The organism is Bacillus infantis (genome assembly GCF_050107595.1).
Classification (GTDB): Bacteria; Bacillota; Bacilli; order Bacillales; family Cytobacillaceae; genus Bacillus_AB; species Bacillus_AB infantis_C.
On sequence record NZ_JBNILH010000003.1, the window covers coordinates 225,647 to 247,131 of the forward strand.

The following is a 21,485-nucleotide window of genomic DNA, read 5'->3' on the forward strand; positions in this document are numbered from 1 at the left end:
TCCCGCAAGGCAAGGCTGCAGCCTGAGTTGTGGAGATAAAAAAAGGACCTACTTTTTAGGCAGGTCCAATGCTTGATAGGCTGTCTGATATTTTCCGCCGTCTGCAACCTCTGCGTGGTACAAGGCTTTTAGAGCGAAGTTTTTTTCAAGCATATGCTCTTTTTCGAGCTCTTTTAAACGCAGCTGCAGTTCTTTGTTCTGCTTGACCAGCTGCTTCATTTGCGATTTGAGAAATTTCATAGTCTGAGCTCCTTTTGCCGGATATGTCTGGCAAGTATAGCACAGGGTGGCGCAGGGTGGCGCAAATGAGAAACAGAGCCAGAATGCTTATTTCTTTTTCGCGTGCTTTCTCATATCAAAGGCTACAGCTACGATGATGATGGCACCTTTGACGATGAACTGGATATAAGGGCTAACGCCAAGGAAGGCGAGTCCGTAGTTGATGATCTGGAAAATCAGTACGCCGGTGATGACGCCCGGCACGGTGCCGATCCCACCGGACAAGGATACCCCGCCGACAACACAGGCTGCGATGGCATCGAGCTCATACATATTTCCTGTATTATTCGTAGCGCTTCCTACACGCCCGGCTTCAAGGGTGCCGGAGAAGCCGTAGAGAAGGCCTGCAATCAGATAGATCAGGATGATATTCCTTGCAACGTTGACGCCTGAAACCTTTGCTGCCTCAGGATTTCCGCCGATTGCGTACATATTTTTCCCAAGCTGGGTCTTGTTCCAGATCACCCAGATGATGATGGAAACAACAGCCGCATAGATGACAAGGTATGGCAGTTCATACTGGCCGATCGGGATTCCCCGCTGGGCGAAAGTTGTGAAGCTCTGGCTCAGTCCGCCGATCGGCTGGGCGCCGTATGGCGGGCGGTCAAAGTAGATCGAAGTGACGCCGTAGACGCCGATCATCATGCCAAGGGTGGCAATGAACGGCGGCACATGGAACTTGGAAACAATGACACCATTGAGCGCCCCGAACAGGCCTGTGACCGCCATGGCGATCAGGATGGGTACGATGATAGGCAGCTCAGCAAGATTCGGATACATTTTATAAGCATAATCCGAAGCCTGCAGCATTGATGCTGACACGACAGCGGCTAGGCCGACAAGCCTTCCCGCTGACAGGTCTGTCCCGGCAGTGATCAGAATGCCTGCTACCCCGAGAGCAATGATGATCCTGGATGAAGACTGGCTCAGGATATTGATAAAGTTCGTTATTGATAGAAAGTCAGGTGACGCGATGATGATCCCGATGACAAGCAGGACCAGTACGACATATATAACATTGTCGACGAGCCATTTGGCTGCATCGAATCTTTTTTCCGCTTTGTTCATGTGTGTTTCCTCCTAGTACATCGCAGCGAGCCGCATGATTTCTTCCTGCGAGGCTTCTGCAGTATCCAGTATCCCAGCCAGTTTCCCGTTGCTCATGACCATGATCCGGTCACTCACGCCCAGCAGCTCGGGCATTTCGGATGAGATGAAAATGATCCCCTTGCCTTCTGCCGCCAGTTCGCTGATCAGCTGGTATATTTCAAATTTGGCCCCGACATCGATTCCCCGTGTCGGTTCATCCAACAGCAGGATTTCAGGCCTTGTGAGGAGCCAGCGGCCGATGATAACCTTCTGCTGATTCCCTCCGGACAAGCTGCCGATGGATGTTTTCTGCGACGGTGTCCGGACATTCATGCTGTCTATGACCCATTTGGTATCCTCTGCCACCTTGCCGTCTGAAAGGAAGATGCCTTTCCTGTATTTCTTCAGATTGGCAATGATAGAGTTAAAGCTGATGCTCAATTCCGGAAAGATGCCGGTAGATCTTCTTTCCTCTGTAACGAGTGCAAAGCCGTTCTTGATGGCATGCTGCGGGGAATGGTTGTGGACTTCCTTCCCGTGAAGCTCAACCTTTCCTGACTTCACACCCCTCATGCCAAACAGTGCTTCCACCACCTCGGTCCGCTTTGATCCGACCAGCCCGGCGATCCCAAGGATTTCTCCCTTCCTCAGTTCGAAGCCGATATCAGAAAAAGAATGCTTTGCCTCCGCTGTGAGGCCGGAAACCTTTAAAATAACCTCTCCCGGCTTGTTCACCTTTTCCGGGAACCGCTGTGACAGATCGCGTCCGACCATGAGGCGGATGATTTCATCTGTTGTCAGCTCCTCGGCGCTCTTTGTCGCGATATACTGTCCATCGCGCATGATCGTCACTTCATCGGATATCTGGAGGATTTCCTCCATTTTGTGGGATATATAGATTATGGCTACATTTTCACTTTGCAGCTTTTTGATGATCTTAAATAAATGATTTACTTCTTTTTCTGTCAGTGATGAGGTCGGTTCGTCCATGACGATGATCTTGGACTGGTAGGAAACCGCCTTGGCGATCTCAACCATCTGCATTTCTGAAACCGAGAGAGAGCTCACCTTGCTGGACGGATCGATGCGGATGTCCAGGCTTTTAAAAATGGCTGCCGTATCTTCATACATCTTTTTCTCATCAATGAAGATGCCTTTCTTCGGGTAGCGGCCAAGCCAGATATTATCCATGACATTCTGCTGGCGCACCTGGTTGAGCTCCTGGTGGACCATGGAGACCCCGCTTTCCAGCGCCTGCTTCGAGCTGGCAAAGGCTACCTCCCGGCCTTCGAGGAGGATCTGTCCCTCGTCCATTGAATAGATGCCGAAAAGGCATTTCATCAAAGTTGACTTGCCTGCTCCATTTTCCCCCATCAGCGCATGCACTGTCCCTGCCCTTACCTTGAGGGAGACGTTGTTCAGGGCGATGACCCCGGGGAATCTTTTTGTTAGATTTTTCATTTCCAGCAGCACTGCTCCGTTTGTTTCCGGCATGAGTGCACCTCCTTGCTTGCCCTTCTGCATGTGCCGGCACTGCCTGTTATAGCTGTTTCATCCGGCCGGCTATTTTTTGGAAAACAATGAGAGACCCGCACAGCAAGCCCCCCATTGTGGAATAACTCTTTTTATCTATTGTTCTGCTGCCATCAAATTGAGGCGCAGTTCTTACTTGTAAGCATTCTTGCCGACATCGATGTTATCTTTCGTCACTTCTACGTAAGGAACGCGGACGGCTTTGGCCTCGTCAAGCTCCCATTCTGTTCCGTCAAGCACGTCTTTGCCGTTTGCAGCGTTGACTGCAAGCTGGACAGTCGCTTTCCCTTGGTTCTGTGCATCGTTCAGGACCGTTCCGACCATTTTGCCGTTTTCGATCATATCCAATGCTTCCGGAATAGCGTCGACACCTACGACAGGCATGTATTTATCTCCGGAGAAATAGCCTGCTTTTTCAAGAGAAGCAATTGCCCCGAGTGCCATGCCGTCATTGTTGGCAATGACGAATTCAATCTGGTCGCTGTATTTTGCCAGCCAGGCATCCATTTTTTCGGTTGCCTTCGTTGCATCCCACATACCTGTATCCATTGCCAGTTCTTCTGTTTCAATGCCGATGCCCTTGACTGTGTCAATCGCATATTTGGTGCGGGCTTCGGCATCCGGGTGGCCCGGCTCGCCTTTCAGGAGCACATATTGGATTTTTCCGTCTCCATTTTTATCCCATGCCGCTTCATTCGCTTCCCACTGCTTGGCAATCAGTTCACCCTGGATGACACCTGATTCCGAAGAAGTCGTCCCGACATAGTAGGCTTTGTCATAACCATTCATGACCGCTGCATCCGGCTCTTTATTAAAGAAGATAACCGGCAGGTCCTTTGCTTTTGCTTTATCGATGACAGTCTGTGCTGCTTTTGGATCAACCAGGTTGATGGCCAGTGACTTTGCTCCTTTGGCGATCAGTGTATCGACTTGTTCGATCTGCTTTGCCTGGTCGTTCTGAGAGTCATTGAGCATCAGGTTGGCCTGGTCCTTTGCGGAATCCTCCATTGCGCGGCGCACATAGGACATGAAGTTATCATCAAATTTGTAGATTGTTGCCCCGACAGCCGGAAGTCCGTCTGCCTTGCCTGAATCCCCCGAACCGCCAGTCGAATCGCTGCTGCAGCCCGCAGCCAGCAAGATGCTTGAAGCAACCGTAAGTGATACCAGCAAACCTTTTTTCTTTTTAGCCATTTTCCCAATCCCCTTTTGGTTTTAGTTTGTAAGCCCTTACATAAATAGTAGCAGGAGAGTAGGAGATTCATATTCGGAAAAACTAGCATTAAATTGTGATTTTCTAGACTATTTTGTGAAATCGCGTTCAGGATAAAAAAATACTTGATGGATATTTTGATTTTTAAAAAAGGATTTCTTTTAAATGGGGGTTGATTTCCGTTCCAGGCACTTCGCTTTCCGCGGGGCGGCGCTGAGCCTCCTCGTCGTACCTCCTGCGGGGTCTCAGCTCTGCCGCTGCAATCCCGCAGGAGTCTACGTGCCTTGCACTCCAATCAACAGGTTTTTATAATTTTTTGGGCATTCATCTGTCACGGCTTTCACCCAGCATGTCTATTAAATTCAAAATGTATGACAACAATTTCTTTCATTCCCTTTTATAAAAAATAAAAAGGATCCCTTAATAGAGATCCTTCAGCTTTCCTTGCGGTATTCGGTTGGCGAGAGGCCGGTATGTTTTTTGAAGACCCGGCTGAAGTAGTTGGGATCTTTGTAGCCGATGCTGTAGCAGATTTCCTTCAGGCTGAGGGAGCCTTCCTTGAGGAAATGCTTTGCCTTCCTGATCCGGACGTCGGTGACGAAATCAATGAAGGTCATCCTAAAGCGGTCTTTGAACAGTTTGGAAAAATAGAACGGGCTCAAGTCTACATGTTCAGCAGCCGATTCGAGGGTAAGCGCCTCGGCATAATGGGCTTCGATATATTCCTTTGCTTTATAAAGCATATCTTTGGCATGGCTGTTCCGCCATGCCTGCACATCCCGGGCTATGCGGAGGAGATGATTCTTGCCGTGCTCAAACAGGACCGCGCTGTCATCTAAATCGCTGAGCTCGGGCACCTGCCTGTAGTCAATGCCGAGTTCATAGAGCATTCTTGATACCAGCACAAACAGCTCTTGAAGAGACCTGCGGATGTCCGCTGTTTCCCGTGCTTCCTCAGCATGGCTGACCATAAAGCGGTCAAAGGCAGACAGGACATGGTTCACATCTGCCTGGCGCACCGCTTCAAGCAGCTCTTTCTCTGCGTTATAGCCAGGCGGCGGGCTTCCTGCGGCCGTTTTTCCCTGCTTTTCCCCGAATAAATAAGACCTTCCGGGCAGCTGCATGAGCTTTTGAAGGGCCAGGACGCTTTCGTGGTAGGATTTAGTCAGATCCTTCGCCTCCTCGTACGGATGGCCAATTCCTGCCTTTAATTCCGCTTCTACAAATAACTTGGAGAATCTGGCAAGCAGAGAATCCAGAACAGATTGAGACTTGGACTTGAAATGCATTTTTTCAGTCGGTTTTTGGCAAAGGAATAACACAGGAACCTGATCGTCAACGAGAGGCCCTACCATGGCCTCCTGATGCTCAGGCAGGCTGGTGAGTGTTTCTTTCAGCCAGCTGTACCACTCTTTTTTCCGGTCCTCAGGAGCCTCCCTGCCAGGCTTAGGCTGATAGCTGAACAGCATGATATAGCCGGAGAGTATTTCAGTGCCCAAAAGCCGCCCCCAGCTCTCAAAGGTGATGTCCTGCACCTGGTTCATCATGAGGGAAGCGACCCATTCTTTTTGGGCAATCGACACTGCTTTTTCAAGGTTTTCCTTAAGGCTCCGCTCTTCCTCCCTTTTCCTGCGCTCTTCCATGATTTCGCCGGCCGCGCTTTCAAAGGCTGCGGTGATATCTGCCTTTGAGCTCGGTTTCAGGATATACTGCTTTACCCCTTGCTGCATCACCTTCTTGGCATATTCGAAGGTATCAAAAGCAGATACCATGATGAATTGCGTTTCCGGCCTGATTTTTCTGATTTCCCGGACAGCCTCGATTCCGTCCACGCCCGGCATTTTAATATCCATAAATATAATATCCGGCTCATGCTCTACTGCCATTTCAATCGCAATCCGTCCATTGGCTGCTTCCCCTACCACCTCGGCATGATTGAATGAGCTGCGGATCATTTTGGCTACTGCCTTTCTCTCCAATACCTCATCATCAACGACCAGTACTTTGAGCAAGCTTTTCTCCCCCTTTTGCCCTGGCTGGGATCACCAGCCTGAAAGTTGTTCCCTTCCCAGACCCTGATTCGATCTCCACGACATTCTTTTTCTGATAAAACAGCTGCAGCCTCTTCATGACATTTCTGACCCCGATGCCTGTCGAGTGGCCGCTTGGCTGCTCCTTGGGCACAGTTTCCTCCAGCCCCTCGGCATAGGCCAAGAGCCTTCTTTTGGCTTGCGGGTCCATCCCGGGGCCGTTATCGCTGACTTCTACAAGAATCTCATCACTTCTGCGGATGATGCACAGTCGGATGACCCCATTTTCCTCATACTCTTCCACCCCGTGTATGAAGGCATTTTCAATTAATGGCTGCAGGGTCAGCCCAGGTATTTCAATGTCCAGGCAGTCTTCTTCAATGTTAGTGATAAAGCGGATGCGGTCTCCAAAGCGCGTCTGCTGGATGTAAAAATACTCCTTTACAACCCTGACCTCTTCCCGGAGAGTCGAGGCTTTGTCCAGATCCCCCAGGTTGTAGCGAAGCAGCGCTCCAACAGATTCAATGAGGCGCGAGGTTTCCTCGGCATCCTCCAGATACGCCATTTTAGATATCGTATTCAGTGTATTGAATAGAAAATGCGGATTGATCTGGTTCTGGAGACTCCTGAGCTCCAGCTCCTTCAGCAGCTTGTCCAATTCTGACTTCTGCTTGATTTCGATGACCAGTGTCCTGAGGTTTTTCCTCATCTGGTTGAAGGTATCTGTCAGCAGCTTCAGCTCATCCTTTGCTGCTACTTTGATTTCCTCGCCTTCCAGATTCCCTTTTGCAATCTGCCTCGCCGCCTCTGAAAGCTTGGAGATTGGCTTCGTAATGCCTCCTGATATCCAGAAGGCCAGCAGCGTGCTTAAAAAGAAGGCTGCGGCAAAGAGGGACAGGGAGAGCATTTTATAATAGTGATTCTGCTGCTCCATCTGTCTGTAGAAGGAACGGTAATCGGTCAATTTATTGTTTAGCAGGGCAAGTGTATTTTCCTGGAGAAAACCGCCGATCTTAAGCACCTCATTCAGATGGCCCGAGTAGGTGTCGATCTCATCCCGCTGAAAGGCTTCAAGTGAGGCATCTGTTTCCTCCAGGAAGCTGTCGATCATATTTTTATAGTTAACGAGGGTCAGATCATTAGTGCCCATAATCTCATAGAGCCTTTTCTGGTCATCCACAAGCTTTATTTTTTCCTGCTCATATTCAATCAGGTACGTATGGTCCTTATCTGTGATATAGGCCTTCAGCTTCTCGGTCACCAAATCGGTCCGCTGGGAGATATCGTTAAGAAGAAGGAATCTCTCAAAGCTGTTGTCATACTCAGTGACCAGTTTTTCGCTGGCTTTATAGAAAAACAGTCCTACAGAAGTCAGGAGGGCGACGAGGACAATAAAATATAAGAGCAGCTTTGACCTTATGCGGAACAGCATATTAGTGGACCTCCCTGATTTGTTCCTGACTGCTGATCGGCAGGTCTGCTTTTCTCAGAATCTTTGTGTCGGTATGGACAAGAGGCGGGACCTCCCTGCCTTCAAGCAGGTCGATCATCATCCGCACGGACTGATAGCCCATCTCGAACGGCTCTTGGACGACCGTTCCCTGGATGGTGCCATTCTTCATATTATCCAGGGTTTCAGGAAGTGTATCGAATCCCATAATATAAATGTCCCCCTGCTTCTGCATCATTTCAACCACCTGGGCGATCCCGATGGCATCAAGGGCACTGGTTCCGTAGAAAGCGGTTACATTTGGATGCTCTTTTAAGATCTGGTATGCCTTTTCGGCTGCCTTTACTCTGCTGATCTCCGACTCTTCCACATCAATGATGCGGATATTCTTTTCGCTTCCTACTGCAGCCTTGAAGCCGTTTACCCGCTGGATCTGGTGGTTGGCGTAGAAATTGCCGGTGATGATGGCCACTTCAGCCTTTCCGTTCAGATCCTTCACAAGCGCCCTTCCGGCCAGATAGCCGGCATAATAATTATCAGTGCCGATATAGGCAAGGCGTTCACTGTTGGCTGCATCTGTATCAATGGTGATAACAGGGGTTTTCCCGACCACTTTGTTGATGAGCGGCGTAAACTGCTCATCGCTAAGGCCCTGGGTGATGATGCCATCAACTTTAGAGGCAGCTGCCTTTTCAATGGTTTCCAGATGTTCATCAATGCTGGCCTGATTCGGACCGGCATATTCGAGGACAACGCCCGCTTCCTCCGCAGCCTTCCTGGCCCCTTTTTCAACAAGCCTCCAATACTCATTATCCAATTCCTCCGGCACAAGCACAAAGTGATAGCGGTAATCCTCAAGCTTGCCGGATTCCTGGGGAACATGATGGGCAATTACTTTATATCCATAGAAAACAGCCATGGTACAGCTGATGACAAAAAAGAAGCTTAAAGATGTATAGGCAAACACTGACCATTTGCTCATGGCAGACAACCCTCTTTTTTTATAATGGTAGATCGCCAGGTACAATGACCGTGGCCAAAGCCTTGCTTTAGCGAATAGGAATATTATAACGCCTCTTTTCAAAAGGTGGTATAATTTTCAGAATTTGAAGAGGGATTTATGTGAATAAGAGATTTTCTAAGTGAAGTCTGCGTTATAATAAAACTATTCAAATTCTGGAAAAAACAACTGGGGAGAAGAATGAATAAACAGCACACCTCCAATTATGTGCTCCATGCCAGGAGCAATGAATTTTACTGGGAAGGCAGCGGCCAGCTGTCGGTCAAAACCTTCCGGAACGGCAATGCCCAGTATAAAAAAGGCCAGGGAACTTACGCTGTAGAGGAGGGCCGCTATCTGCTCTTGAATGAGGGAGATTATGCCCTTTCAATTGAGGAGGCAGAACCGGTCGAATCGTTTTGTGTATTCTTCCGAAAAGGGTTCGCGGGGGAGGTGCTGCAGTCGCTCACTGCCAGACCTGATAATCTTCTCAGCGACCCCTTCCGCCCTGCCTATGATGAAGGATTCTTTGAGAGGACATACCAGCCCGGAGCCGGTTTGAACGGCCAGCTTGCTGGATTGCAGAAAGCACATCTGCTTTTGGAAAATCCGGCTGACTATGAAGATCTTTTTTACCAGCTTATGCAGGAGATTCTCCATGAACAGTCATATGCAAGAAGGGAATTTTCAGCTATCGGAGCCGAGCGGCGTTCAACACGCGAGGAACTCTATAAACGCCTGATGATAGCCTATGAATATATAAGGGCCTGCTATGCAAGCCCGGTTTCTTTAGACGAGCTCTCAAAAATAGCCTGCCTTTCGCCTAGTCACCTGCTCCGGACCTACACAGGATTCTTCGGCAAGACGCCACATCAGCATCTGGCAGAGTTTCGGATCATAAAGGCGAGGAAGATGCTGGAGAAGGGGGAGTGGAGTATGACGGATATCAGCTTTGCAGTAGGCTTCCAGACCCCCTCCTCCTTCAGCAAAATGTTCAGGAAGCATACAGGGATGTCCCCCCTCCAATACCGGAAAAAGGCGAGATTGGACAAGAATGAGGCGGGTTTTTCAACTATGCTGGAGAAGAAGAATAGTTAAGGAGTGATAGAAATGCAGGAAATCCAGAAAATCAGCCAGATCGGCATCCCGGTCAAAAATATTGAAAGAGCCATCCCCTTTTACCGGGATGTACTGGGCCTTTCCCTCTTATTCAGCATGGAGACAATGGCGTTCTTTGAGTGCGGCGGACAGCGCCTGATGCTAAGCCTGCCGGAAAAGGAAGAGTTCGCCCATCCAAGCTCAGTCCTTTATTTCCAGGTGGAGGACATCCGCAGATCCTGCAGGGAACTTGCTGAAAAAGGGGCAAGCTTTACAGGCGAGCCGCATATGGTGGCCAAAATGGGGGACATCGAGACATGGATGGCGTTTTTTCAGGATACTGAAGGAAATACGCATGCCTTGACGAGCGATATTCCGGTACAGCAATAAACCCGCCTTTTTTGGCGGGCTTTTCATTTTCAGCGGATCCGGGATTTTCTGAAGACGCGGTATACCTCTATCGCACCAAAGACGATGATGGAGACAATGCCGCCCCAGAGAACCCAGTGTTCAAGGCGGAGCGAAGCAAGGAAGAGTTCATTCATATAATCTGTAAATTCCTTGTTCCATACAGAAGCATTGCTGAAGACCAGGATAAAGGCTGCTAAGGATATAGCCTGTGAGGCAGCTGCCAGGATTGCCAGCCCCTTCGTCCACAGTCCCTTCATCCATTTAAACAAAATCAATACGAGCTCCAGAATGACGGCAGCCATTACAATTGGCCAATAGGAATTCAGGATCTCCTGCTGGAATACCGGTATCCTGAATTCCAATCCGGCACCGCCTTGTTCATACAGCCCAATGATCCTATCAGCATTGAAATAGAGGGCGGCGAAAATAATGGTCATGATCAGGCCAGCGATTGGCTCATGCTTCGGAATCCTTTTTTCCCTGCTGATCTGGGAGACGTTTTTAAGGTCATCCGGAGTCCATTTTTGCAGACTGTCTGTTACCGGCTCCTGGATATTTCCTTTGTCAGTCCGTTCGATGACGGCAAACACCAGTGTCAGCCAGAATAGCGTTTGGATGCCTGCGCCGAGCATCCCCCAAATGCCAGTTCCAAAGACAGCGAGAATAATATCGAGCGCAGATTCTCCGGGGTTCCGGGCCATGATTTCGACAGCTGCATTTGCTAGGAATGCGATAACTGCCGCGATGGGCAGAATCAGCTTGATGAGATGCACATAAACATCGAAATACCGCGGGCCGATCAGGTGCATGGGCCGGTCCATGTAATTCCCTGCCAGCCGTGCCGGGCTGCCCAGCTTTATGAGCACTTCTTTTATATCTTTCTCTTCAAAATTATCCGGAAGCATATCCTCGATTGTCGAACGCAGCTCCAGTCCAATATCCTCCCGCTTGCCTTCCGGAAGGCGGCGCACCACCTCCTGAATGTAAAGCTCAATCAGGTTCATCCTTTCCATCCCCTTTCAGCAGGCCGCGAAGGTCCTGTGTGCTCCGCTCCCACTCTTTTTTCAGCTCTTTGTAAACCTCTGTCCCGTAATCGCTCAGCACATAGTAGCGCCTCGGCCTGCTTTCGCTCGTATCCCAGCTGCTTGTGACAAGCTCCTGCTTTTCCAGTCTTCTCAGGAGCGGGTACAGAGTGCTCTGCTCGATCGCAATGCCGCCCTCCTCCAGCCTCTGCACCAGCGAATAGCCGTATTGGGGCGTATCCAGCTGGCTGAGCACCGCAAGCGTCAATGTCCCCCTCCGCAATTCCGTCATTAAACTGTTCAGCAATGAATCCATCAGCTTCACCTCATTGATCTCATGTATTTCTGGGTTGTTTGCTATATGTCATACAGTATACTGTATACTATGCGATATACACTATTGTTGATCACATAATATTTGTTTTTTTAAAAACTGAAGCACCTGCCCATACCTTTTTTGGCGGAATTGCTATAATCAGGGAGACAGCGGCAAATCATATAACCAGCATAAAGGTATTGAAATGCTGGAAATGGTCCGCGGCACTAAGCGTTTTTTCAAGCGGTCTTTAGACCGTATCGGAGAGCGTTCGGCCGGTTTTTCCAATACGGTCTTCGGGATTACCCATACAGGGAATATAGAAGATGCGGAGTATTTAAAATCTGAGATTGAAAGCCGGCACCATCCGAAGGAAATCATCGTCAATTATATGGGTGCGACGATGGGCACCTATGCGGGCAAGGGCGGTATCATCATTTCATTTGTGTAAAATCAAAAATTGGAACGGAGTGAGCATATGAAAATTGGCATCATCGGCCTTGGGGACATTGCTAAAAAGGCTTATCTGCCTGTATTGTCGGAACAGGAAAATATTGAGCTTGTGCTTTGTACGAGAAATACGGAGACGCTCAATCAGCTTGCAGATAAGTACAGAATCAGGGAAACTGCCGGCACTGTTGAGGAGCTGATGGCTGCCGGGGCTGAAGCAGTCATTGTCAGCACGGCAACCGAGGCTCATTTTGACATAGCAGAAAAACTGCTTTTGCATGGCATCCATGTATACATAGACAAGCCGGTTTCCATGAACTTAGAAGAAACCGAAAAGATTGTCAGTCTGGCAAAAGAAAAAGGCAAAATTGCCATGGTCGGCTTTAACCGCCGCTTCATCCCAAGGGTTAGGGAGCTGAAGGAGTATGGCAGGGCGAGCCTGATCCTGATGCAGAAGAACCGCTACTCCTCCCCTGACTCCCTGAGGAGATTTGTCGTCGAGGATTTCATTCATGTGGTGGATACTCTTCGGTTTTTAATGGATGAGCCTGTAAAGGATATGACCGTCCAGCCCATGATAAAAGACGGTATGCTCCAGCATCTTATCGTCCAGCTCATTGGGGACAGCTGTACCGCCGTTGGCATCATGAACCGGAATGGCGGTGTCACCGAGGAAATCATCGAATACAGCACCGGCCATGATAAGTATGTGGTCAACGCCCTTGTCGAAACGGTCCATTACCATGACAAGGACATTCATGTGACAAAATTCGGCGACTGGGTACCTACCCTTTATAAGCGGGGCTTTCACCAGCTCATCGGCCACTTCCTTGAGGCTGTGCAGCACAGCCGCACTCCCGACCCCTCTATCGAAGACTCGCTCATTACCCATCAGATCTGCGAGCAGATAGTCAGGCAGATTAATCCGGAGGCTTGAGCAGGATGAAAGGACAGGTTTCTTGGCCCGAATCTTTGAATGATAATGGAATAAAAGGAAAGCCGGAGACACCTGTTTCCGGCTTTTCGTGCTGGCTTGGTATAAGCCGCCTGGAGAATTTCTGGTTTGTTCCGGGTGCAGCAAGGGAACGAGCATTATAGAAACTATAGAGAAAGAGGGGTTTGCAATGAAGCATTACGGAAGATTCGGATTGATGATCGCCGTTTCGACGGTCATTATGTTCGGACTTATGTATTTGAATGTTTTTCAGCTCGATCATATTTTTTACAGCGAGACACGGGTGTATATGGCCCTGATCATGGGATCGGCCATGGCCATTGTCATGCTTTTATTCATGTGGAAGATGTATAAAAACAAGAAGCTGAACTATCTGATTTTAGCAGGGAGCGCTGTTGTATTTGCTGTTTCCCTCTGGCTTGTCCGCAGCCAGGCGACCATCGAGGACACCGCGTGGATGAAAGCGATGATCCCCCATCACTCCATCGCCATCCTGACGAGTGAACGCGCCAGCATTTCAGATCCGAGGGTCAAAAAGCTCTCTGAGGATATCATTGAAGCGCAGCGCAGGGAAATTGAGGAGATGAAGAAGCTGATTGAGGATCTGGAAGAACAGGAGTAGAGGCACAGCCTAGATGAGAAAGAAAAGCCAGACAGAGGGCCATTAAATGGGGCCCTCTGTCTTTTTTCTGAAAATTTATAATTAACCGTTTTTTCTCTTGTTTCCGGCAGTCATAAATTATATCCTAGTCTGTATAGCATTTTGTCCCCGGCCTGGCTTGCCGCTTTTTCATTCTATACATAAATAAGGCCGGGCCAATACAAGAGGAGGAATGCCCATGGAGAAGAAGCTGGCGAATAAGGTATTGATTGCGAGTTTGATAGGAAGTTCGATTGAGTGGTTTGATTATTTTTTATACGGGACAGTGGCAGCGCTTGTTTTTAATCAGGTGATTTTCCACAGTGAGGATCCGGCGGTAGGCCTGCTGCTGGCATATGCTTCATTTGCGCTCGCGTTTTTCATCCGTCCGCTGGGCGGTGTGGTTTTTGCCCATATCGGCGATAGGATCGGCAGGAAAAAAACGCTTGTCCTGACACTGTCGCTGATGGGGGGATCAACCGTTTTAATGGGGCTTTTGCCTACTTATGCTTCCATTGGGGTGGCAGCGCCAATCCTTTTGATTATCCTTCGCCTGATCCAGGGCATTGGCCTAGGCGGAGAGTGGGGCGGTGCCCTTCTGCTTGCAGTCGAGTATGCCCCTAAAGAGAAGCGCGGCCTGTTCGGCAGCGTCCCGCAGATGGGCGTGACGATCGGGATGCTTCTCGGCACACTGGCTTTATCCATCATGTCGCTGCTCCCGGAAGCGGCATTCATGTCATGGGGCTGGCGTGTCCCTTTCATTCTTAGCGCCCTGCTTGTCATTTTTGGGCTGTGGATCCGCAAAGGCATCGGTGAGACGCCTTCTTTCAAGAAAGCCCAGGAAAAAGGGGAAATTGCGAAGGTTCCGTTCGTCGAAACAATGCGCACCCATTGGAAGGAAGTGCTGATTGCAGTCGGCGCCAAGGTAGTTGAAACTGCACCCTTTTATATTTTTTCAACCTTCATTGTTTCCTATGCGACCACCCAGCTCGGCTTTTCGCGGACAGTGACGCTCAATGCGGTCACCATTGCCACGATCGTCACAACTATCCTGATTCCGATCATGGGAGGCCTTTCGGATAAGATCGGCCGAAAGAAGCTTTATGTCGGTGGCACAATTTTAATGATGCTCTATGCTTTCCCCTATTTCTGGATGCTTCAGCAGGGGTCTGCCCTGATGCTGATTGTTGCCACAGTTCTCGGCCTCGGCATCATCTGGGCTCCGATTACGGCAGTGCTCGGGACTATGTTCTCTGAGATTTTTAAATCGAATGTCCGCTATACCGGCATTTCGCTGGGCTACCAGATCGGTGCTGCCCTTGCCGGGGGAACCGCGCCGCTGATTGCGACCGCCCTGCTCCAGGCATACGACAATTCCTATGTCCCGGTAGCCCTTTATATTATGCTGACGGCCGCCATCTCACTGGTGGCCGTGGCAAGCATTAAGGACCGGAACAACCAGGACCTGGACAACAGCACCGTAATCACGGAAAGTACAAAAACAAACGCTACGATTTAAAAAATGAAAAAGGAATTGCTCCGGCAGTTCCTTTTTTTCAGAAAGAGAGGAATTATGAATGCTTATTTTATCTGAAAAAGAAATACGATCCTTTTATTCTATGAAAAATGCCCTCCAGGATATGAGGGAAGGGCTGATCCGGCAAACGGAAGCTGAAATCCTCAATCCGCACCGGACAGTCCTCGATATCCCCGAGCACGAGGCATCTGCCCTGTATATGCCATGCGCCATGCCTGCTGCCGGGAAAACCGCTGTTAAAGCCGTCACCATCTTCCCGCACAACCCTTCCATCAGCAAGAAAACGACCCAGGGTGTCATATTATTAACTGATGCCGTGAATGGAGATCACCTTGCCCTTTTGAATGCCTCCTATCTGACCAGCCTGCGGACCGGGGCGATCAGCGGAGTGGCAACTGCACATCTGGCGCGGGAGGATGCCGGGACTGCGGCCGTCATCGGCTGCGGGGCGATGGCCGAGGAACAGCTGCAGTCCGTCTTAGAGGTAAGGAGGATCTCGAGCATCCTCCTCTATAACCGCACGACAGAAAAGGCCCATCGCTTTGCCGGGAAAATTAAAGATCTCTGCCCGGAGTTTGACGGGTCAGTCTCAATCGCCAGCGATGCTGACAGTGCTGCTGCAGAGGCGGATATCATTATCTGCGCCACTCGCTCTTCCACTCCTGTTTTTTCAGGGGAAGCTCTTAAGCCTGGCACTCATATCAACGGTGTCGGCTCTTATCAGCCTCATATGCAGGAGGTGGATGAAGAGACCATTCTTAAATCCTCCAAAATTGTCGCTGATACGCTTGAAGGTGTGAAGGAAGAGGCCGGTGACTTGATCATCCCGGTAAACTCAGGGGTCTGGAGCTTTGACAGGCTGCATGGGGAACTTGGGGAACTGGCGGCCGGAAAGATTTCGGGCCGGGAAAATGACCAGGAAATCACCTTTTTCAAATCGGTCGGCACAGCTTACTTCGACCTGGCCATTGCCAGTGCCGTCTACCAGAAAGCACTCGAACTCGGGGCAGGCACTGAAGTGGAAGTATAGCAAAAGGAAGGGACAGGCTTACTGTCCCTCTTTGGGCTGGGCCAAGGGACCTGACCCCTTGGCTCCCTGATCGAGCACCAAATGGATGGCCTGCTGGATTTCCTTGTATCCGGTGCATCTGCAGATATTGGATTGGAGCCATTCAGTTATGGTTTCTTCGTCTGCACGCGGATTTGTCTGGGCGAGGGCATGGCTGTTCATGATGAAGCCGGATGTGCAGTAGCCGCATTGGAAGGCAAAGTTTTCGATAAAAGCTTTCTGGATCGGGGCATTCTTCAGCCCCTCAATCGTCTGGATTCTCTTTCCCTCTCCTTCAACCGCCAGCATCAGGCAGGATTTCATCGGAACTCCATCAGCCAGGACAGTGCACGCCCCGCAGTCGCCGTTCAGGCAGCCCGGCTTTGAGCCTGTCAGGCCCAGGCGCACCCGGAGAACATATAATAAAGTATCTGCAGGCCTTGCGGTCAGCCCGATTTCCTCTCCGTTCACAATAAGCATCAGCAGCTTAGAACCGGTCACTGCCTCTCACCCTCTAACTGTTGAATAGAATCGGTTATGGTGTTCCTTAATACAAACAATCTGTACTCTTTCGACCCTTCGACATCATCCAGGATGGGCTGCGGCAGATAGGCGAGAGCTCTTTCTGCCCGTTCCGCAGCTGTCAGTCCCCTGTCATTCAGCATCTTCTCCACTTCCCGGGAACGGAACGGAAAAGGACAGACGCCGCTGAAAGCCATCCGGATCTCCCCTTCTTTCAGAAGTGCGGCAGCCGTTATGAGCGGGTAGCCTGTGTCCCACTGTTTTCTTTTTTTGATGCTCACGTACGGCAATTCTCTATATTCTTTTTCTACCAGTATGCAAAAGAGGAAATCCCCTTCTTTAATCCTGATTTCCTGTTCAAATACGTGATGGATTGGATGGTACACAAGCCCTTCTGTTCCGGCGATCCCGAACAGGCAGTCTGACAGCAGCAGCGGCAGGACGGCTTCCCGGTAAAAAAACTGGCCGCAGATATTGCCGGCAAGTGTAATTTTATTGCGTGACGTCCTATCGGCAATTTCGCTTGAGATCTTTGCGAGCAGCGGGAACAAATTGGATTCTGCAATGGCGGTCAATGCAGCTCCTCCCCCTAAAATCAAATATTGCCCGTCTTCTCTCATCCCCTGATACCCTTCGACTCCTTTCAGGTCAATGACGGCATCTGTGTAAACAAGATTGAGCCTTCCCAATGTAATCAGCTCGGTGAGCCCGGAAAAATAGGATGGCTTTTTCCCGCTGCTTCTATATTCATGGTATTGCCTGACTGCCTCCTCAATGGACTGCGGCTTGCTGTATTGGAAGTCAAAAGGAATCATTGCTTCACCCCGCTGACTTTCCTCCACAATGTTTCAGGCAGGAGAGGAAGAGTATCAAGCTGGACACCGATGGCGAGGGACAGGGCATTCCCAAGCGCAGCAGGCATGCCGATGAGTCCATGCTCTCCGGCTCCCCTCGCGCCAAAAGGGCCGGCGAGATGAGGCGTTTCCACAAATTCAGTGACATATTCCGGCTCTTCTCCATAATGGAGCGGGCGGTATGTCCTGAGCTGCGGATTCAAGACTCTCCCCTCCCGGTCAAACACAAAAGATTCCCTGGCAGCAAAGGCGATCCCCATATTCATCGCCCCCATCACCTGGCCCAGGGCTCCTTTTTCATTTAATACCTTCCCGATATCCATGACCGTATAGGCTTTCAGGATCCTGTAGGTAAGGTCCCTTTTATCAAGCTCCACTTCAATTCCCTGGGCAGCCACAGTCCATTCGGGACCGGGATCGCCTGCACCTGTCTCCGGGTCAAGATAGGAAACGCGCGGCGGGGTATAATGCCCGACAGCAATGATCTGCCCTCCGATCGTATGGCCATTCGGGTAGGTGTAGCCGTATGCCAGCTCCCTTATGCCAAGTCCAATATGGGGACGGTCCGTTATAAACACTCTTCCGCCGGCTGTCTCGAGGTCATCTGCCGGAACCTGCAATACGCACGATGCCAGGTCCTTCAATTGCCTGATGGCGTCATTCGCGGCTGCCAGGACTGCCTTTCCTGCCATATGGATCCCCTGGCTCCCGACCGTTTTCCAATGCTCAGGCACAGTCCGGGTATCAACCGCCATTTTTACATGGATCTGATCGACATTCATTTTCAGCCGTTCAGCCAGTATCTGGGCAAGCACGGTTTTCGTCCCTGTCCCGATCTCCACAACCCCTGACATCAGGTTGATGCTTCCGTCCGGATTGAACGTCAGAATCACTCCTGAAGTGGCATCAGTATCAAAGGTCGATGTTTTCCATACACAGCAGACGCCTTTTGACCGGATGGTCCTGTCTCCGATTTCGGACAGCTGCCCTTCATCCCATTTCATCAAGTCTTTTAACCGTTCAATGCACAAAGGGAGATTTCCGATTCTGCTGGGGCTTAGCAGCACCTGTGTCGGTGTCGTATCGCCTGCCTTGATGCTGTTTTTCAAGCGCAGCTCCAGCGGGTCCATGGCCAGTTTTTCAGCCAGCACATCCATTGTCCGTTCGAAGGCGAAGTGGACCTCGCTGTGGCTGTAGCCCCGGTATGCCCCTGGATAAGGATGATTGGTGTAGACACAGTAGGAGTTGCAGTAGATGTGATCGATTCTGTATGGTCCGGTGCAGTCGACCACAGCTGCGCGTGTGATATCAACCGATTTATCGGAATAGGCGCCGCCGTCAAAGAAGAATTCGATTTCAGCCGCCTTGAGGATGCCGTCCCTTGCGGCTCCAAGCCTCACCGTGGCATCAAGTCCGATATGGACAGGAGAGGTGATCATGTCCTCTTCTCTTGTATTCAGCAGCTTAACGGGCCTGCCGCCGACTGCAAGGGAAGCCAGATAGGCGATGACCTCCAGCTGCACTGAGGCTTTCCCGCCATATGCTCCGCCGACAAGCGGTGTGTGGACGATCACTTTTCCGGCAGGGATGCCGAAATACCACTCCATCAGTTTTTTAATGGCAAAAGGCGCCTGGCTGGACGCTGTGAGAATCACCTCGCCGTTTTCTTGGATTTCAGCCGTGGCACAGCGGGTTTCCATGGCGGCATGGTCAGAGGGCGGGAAGGAGATTGAAAACTCTGCCTCCACTTCGCTCTCCCTGAAGCCCTGCTCGATATTTCCTTTACGGTTTTTGTCCACGCTGGCGATATTGGTGCCAGGCACTGGATAAACCCTTTCCCTTTTTTCATAGCTTCCGAGATTCTCATGGACGAGCGGGGCATCGCTTCTAAGCGCTTCCCTTGGCGAGTGGACGGCAGGGAGCGGCCTGTACTCGGCCTTGATTGCGTCCACCCCCTTTTTTGCGTTCAGCGGTGTATCCGCAACAACGACCGCCACAGGCTCCCCATGGTATCTCACCCTTTTATAGGCGATCGGCGGCCTGTCTTTGATTTCTTCGCCGGCAAGCGGAAAGGGCTCATTTCCTAATACTGCTTTTACACCGGGAATTCTCATTGCTTCCGAGAAGTCGATGGAGACTATATCAGCATGGGCATACGGACTGATAAGCATCTTGGCGTGCAGCGTCCCTGTCTGCTGATAATCATTGGTATACTTCGCTTTGCCGGTCACTTTATCATAGGCTTCCTTGCGGATGACACTTTCCCCGATATAGTCCAACTCATTCCCCCCTCAACTCTTTCAGTACTTGATAATCCTCCGGCGTGTCGACATCATAGAAAAGAAGCGGCATTTGGAAGTCAATGATTTTTCCCTGTTGAAAAAATTCCCCCCGGATAATGGACCGCGCGCCCTGATCTCCTTCCAGTTTTTGCAGAAGAGGAAAACAAGTGCTGGAAAAGAGGACAGGCGGCATCGGGACCTTCTGGCTTGCGGGGGCGACAAACAGGCACTCTTCTTCCTTATAGCAATCTATTAGTCTGTTAATCTGTTCAGCTCCAACGAAAGGCTGGTCCGCCAGAAGAATGACTGCCGCATGTGCTTTGCTCCTGACCGCCTCCTCGATGCCGCATGATATTGAATGGCCCTGGCCCCCGGCCTCCCTGCAAAGGGCGCGGCTCCATTTGTGTGAGTATGGCGGTTTTAAAAAAGAAGGCTGCAGCCATTTCAATGAATCTTCCTTTTCAGTGACAATCACAATATGATCCAGCCTGGACTGCAGCGCCTTTCCCAGGGCGGCTGAGCCGAGCGGCATACCATTGTAAGGAAGGAAACGCTTATCCTTCCCCATCCGCCTGCTTCTGCCGGCAGCCATATAGAGGCCGATGACTTTCATGGACGGCTCCTCAATGTCTGAATCATTTCGCCGACAATGCTCACAGCGATCTCCTCAGGGCCTTTCGCACCAATCGGAAGGCCTGCGGGGGAATGGATGATCTCAGGGAAATTCCGGCCGCCCAGCAGGCGTTCTGTCCTTCTGGCAGGACCCAGCACGCCTATGTAAGACAGGGGGGCATCCTTAATGTGTGCTAGAATCTTCCGGTCCTTCTCATATTGATGGGTCATAATGACAGCAAAGTCCCTTTTAGCAAAAGTGATTTGATCCAGCACCTCTTCTGCTTTTCCAACGATCCAGCCGGCAGCTTCAGGGAAATATTCAGGAGAGCATAAAGCAGGCCGCCAATCTGCTACGAAAACCTTGAATCCTGTCCGTGCCGCCAGGGAAACAAGCGGCCTGGCATCCTCCCCCGCCCCAAAAACATACAGGTGCGGCACAGGGAAAATGGGATGAACGAAAAATAAATCGGGACCGCCCTCCGTATCTTTTAGAAGAATAGGATTCTTTCTATCTTCTTGCAGTGTAAACGGGATATCACAGCTTCCAAACTCCGCCCCATCTTCCGCTATATACAAATCTCCCTTCGGTTCAAACGAGTCTGTCAGCCGGATGATCCGTACAACAGACTTCCCTTCCCCAAGCTTCTCTTTAAACGAAAGGAGATTCTGCCGTAATTCCTTTGTGATCGGCTCCAGCAGGATAGTGATTACACCGTTGCATCCGGTCCCCTGCCCCCAGGATAGATCATCCTCGCTGCTCAGGTCATATTGGACTGCTTCAGCTTTCCCTTTAGCGAACACCACTTTTGCCCTTTCCGCCAGATCCTCCTCCAGACAGCCGGCCGTCAAAGTCCCAACCCTCTTACCATTTGCCATCAGGAGCATCGCAGCGCCTTCTTTCTTATAGGCGGACCCTACGACATGTATGATTAGAGCAAGCACCATGGGAACATCTTCGGCTGCAGCAGCAGCGTCCACGATTCGATGCATATCCTCCATCAGCTTCCCTCACTTTTTTTAGCTTCTTCTATCTCTATTCCTGAGGGCCTATCCATATTTTTAAAAACCACAATGATTTTCTTCATCTGCAGAGAGCCAGGGGGACAGGTACCTTGGCTCAAGAGTGAGCCAAGGTACCTGT

General features: G+C 50.4%; 21 protein-coding genes. 7 read left to right on the forward strand and 14 right to left on the reverse strand.

Features of this window, described 5'->3' with window-relative positions; genetic code table 11:
• Nucleotides 1-48 precede the first annotated feature (48 nt).
• The 7 genes from ACQCVH_RS07570 to ACQCVH_RS07600 all read right to left on the reverse strand — a co-directional run bounded on the left by ACQCVH_RS07570 (nt 49) and on the right by ACQCVH_RS07600 (nt 8,576).
• Nucleotides 49-240: a hypothetical protein gene (locus ACQCVH_RS07570; protein WP_009794397.1), complete on the reverse strand. Its 192-nt coding sequence runs from the start codon at nt 238-240 to the stop codon at nt 49-51.
• A gap of 87 nt (nt 241-327) precedes the next feature.
• Nucleotides 328-1,347, reverse strand: a complete 1,020-nt coding sequence (mglC, locus tag ACQCVH_RS07575; RefSeq protein ID WP_224901852.1) for a galactose/methyl galactoside ABC transporter permease MglC — start codon at nt 1,345-1,347, stop codon at nt 328-330.
• Between the two features lie 12 nt (nt 1,348-1,359).
• On the reverse strand, nt 1,360-2,862 hold the full coding sequence (gene mglA / locus ACQCVH_RS07580) for a galactose/methyl galactoside ABC transporter ATP-binding protein MglA (RefSeq protein ID WP_224901849.1): 1,503 nt from the start codon (nt 2,860-2,862) through the stop codon (nt 1,360-1,362).
• Nucleotides 2,863-3,033: 171 nt separating this feature from the next.
• A complete protein-coding gene (gene mglB / locus ACQCVH_RS07585) occupies nt 3,034-4,095 on the reverse strand; it encodes a galactose/glucose ABC transporter substrate-binding protein MglB (RefSeq protein WP_426835127.1) in 1,062 nt (353 codons plus the stop codon).
• Nucleotides 4,096-4,548: 453 nt separating this feature from the next.
• Nucleotides 4,549-6,126, reverse strand: coding sequence for a response regulator (locus ACQCVH_RS07590; RefSeq protein WP_426835128.1), 1,578 nt, complete (start codon nt 6,124-6,126; stop codon nt 4,549-4,551).
• Nucleotides 6,104-7,576: a sensor histidine kinase gene (locus tag ACQCVH_RS07595; protein WP_426835129.1), complete on the reverse strand. Its 1,473-nt coding sequence runs from the start codon at nt 7,574-7,576 to the stop codon at nt 6,104-6,106. The genes ACQCVH_RS07590 and ACQCVH_RS07595 overlap by 23 nt, the downstream gene beginning before the upstream one ends.
• A 1-nt stretch (nt 7,577) precedes the next feature.
• Nucleotides 7,578-8,576, reverse strand: a complete 999-nt coding sequence (locus ACQCVH_RS07600) for a sugar-binding protein (protein WP_426835130.1) — start codon at nt 8,574-8,576, stop codon at nt 7,578-7,580.
• Between the two features lie 219 nt (nt 8,577-8,795).
• Here ACQCVH_RS07600 and ACQCVH_RS07605 point away from each other — a divergent pair, with 219 nt between their 5' ends.
• Nucleotides 8,796-9,692 carry a helix-turn-helix domain-containing protein gene (locus ACQCVH_RS07605; protein ID WP_426835131.1) on the forward strand — a complete coding sequence of 299 codons (897 nt, stop codon included), beginning with the start codon at nt 8,796-8,798 and terminating at the stop codon, nt 9,690-9,692.
• 12 nt (nt 9,693-9,704) lie between these two features.
• Nucleotides 9,705-10,082 carry a VOC family protein gene (locus tag ACQCVH_RS07610; RefSeq protein ID WP_426835132.1) on the forward strand — a complete coding sequence of 126 codons (378 nt, stop codon included), beginning with the start codon at nt 9,705-9,707 and terminating at the stop codon, nt 10,080-10,082.
• A gap of 29 nt (nt 10,083-10,111) precedes the next feature.
• Here ACQCVH_RS07610 and ACQCVH_RS07615 read toward each other — a convergent pair whose 3' ends face one another.
• On the reverse strand, nt 10,112-11,107 hold the full coding sequence (locus ACQCVH_RS07615; RefSeq protein ID WP_426835133.1) for an HAAS signaling domain-containing protein: 996 nt from the start codon (nt 11,105-11,107) through the stop codon (nt 10,112-10,114).
• A complete protein-coding gene (locus tag ACQCVH_RS07620; protein ID WP_022544538.1) occupies nt 11,094-11,441 on the reverse strand; it encodes a PadR family transcriptional regulator in 348 nt (115 codons plus the stop codon). The genes ACQCVH_RS07615 and ACQCVH_RS07620 overlap by 14 nt, the downstream gene beginning before the upstream one ends.
• 205 nt (nt 11,442-11,646) lie before the next feature.
• On the opposite strand from ACQCVH_RS07620, the gene ACQCVH_RS07625 reads away from it, so the two are divergent.
• The 5 genes from ACQCVH_RS07625 (at nt 11,647) to ACQCVH_RS07645 (ending at nt 16,053) form a co-directional block, all read left to right on the forward strand.
• The gene (locus tag ACQCVH_RS07625) at nt 11,647-11,892 is read left to right on the forward strand and encodes a DegV family protein (protein WP_426835134.1); all 246 of its coding nucleotides are present in this window, start codon (nt 11,647-11,649) and stop codon (nt 11,890-11,892) included.
• Nucleotides 11,893-11,919: 27 nt separating this feature from the next.
• Entirely contained in the window at nt 11,920-12,828 is a 909-nt protein-coding gene (locus tag ACQCVH_RS07630; RefSeq protein WP_426835135.1) for a Gfo/Idh/MocA family protein, read from the forward strand.
• Nucleotides 12,829-13,015: 187 nt separating this feature from the next.
• Nucleotides 13,016-13,468, forward strand: coding sequence for a DUF305 domain-containing protein (locus tag ACQCVH_RS07635; protein ID WP_426835137.1), 453 nt, complete (start codon nt 13,016-13,018; stop codon nt 13,466-13,468).
• Nucleotides 13,469-13,685: 217 nt separating this feature from the next.
• On the forward strand, nt 13,686-15,005 hold the full coding sequence (locus tag ACQCVH_RS07640) for an MFS transporter (protein ID WP_426835138.1): 1,320 nt from the start codon (nt 13,686-13,688) through the stop codon (nt 15,003-15,005).
• Between the two features lie 58 nt (nt 15,006-15,063).
• Nucleotides 15,064-16,053, forward strand: coding sequence for an ornithine cyclodeaminase family protein (locus tag ACQCVH_RS07645; RefSeq protein WP_426835139.1), 990 nt, complete (start codon nt 15,064-15,066; stop codon nt 16,051-16,053).
• Between the two features lie 18 nt (nt 16,054-16,071).
• Here ACQCVH_RS07645 and ACQCVH_RS07650 read toward each other — a convergent pair whose 3' ends face one another.
• Genes ACQCVH_RS07650 through ACQCVH_RS07670 form a run of 5 tightly spaced genes read right to left on the reverse strand, consistent with a single transcriptional unit; the run spans nt 16,072 to nt 21,343 of the window.
• On the reverse strand, nt 16,072-16,551 hold the full coding sequence (locus ACQCVH_RS07650) for a (2Fe-2S)-binding protein (protein WP_426835419.1): 480 nt from the start codon (nt 16,549-16,551) through the stop codon (nt 16,072-16,074).
• A 17-nt stretch (nt 16,552-16,568) separates the two neighbouring features.
• A complete protein-coding gene (locus ACQCVH_RS07655; protein WP_426835140.1) occupies nt 16,569-17,408 on the reverse strand; it encodes an FAD binding domain-containing protein in 840 nt (279 codons plus the stop codon).
• Nucleotides 17,405-19,726, reverse strand: coding sequence for a xanthine dehydrogenase family protein molybdopterin-binding subunit (locus ACQCVH_RS07660; protein WP_426835141.1), 2,322 nt, complete (start codon nt 19,724-19,726; stop codon nt 17,405-17,407). The genes ACQCVH_RS07655 and ACQCVH_RS07660 overlap by 4 nt, the downstream gene beginning before the upstream one ends.
• Before the next feature lies 1 nt (nt 19,727).
• Nucleotides 19,728-20,342 (reverse strand): NTP transferase domain-containing protein, encoded by a 615-nt coding sequence (locus tag ACQCVH_RS07665; protein ID WP_426835142.1) that lies wholly within the window; start codon nt 20,340-20,342, stop codon nt 19,728-19,730.
• Nucleotides 20,339-21,343, reverse strand: a complete 1,005-nt coding sequence (locus tag ACQCVH_RS07670; protein WP_426835143.1) for an XdhC family protein — start codon at nt 21,341-21,343, stop codon at nt 20,339-20,341. Before ACQCVH_RS07670 ends, ACQCVH_RS07665 begins: the two co-directional genes overlap by 4 nt.
• Nucleotides 21,344-21,485: the final 142 nt, after the last annotated feature.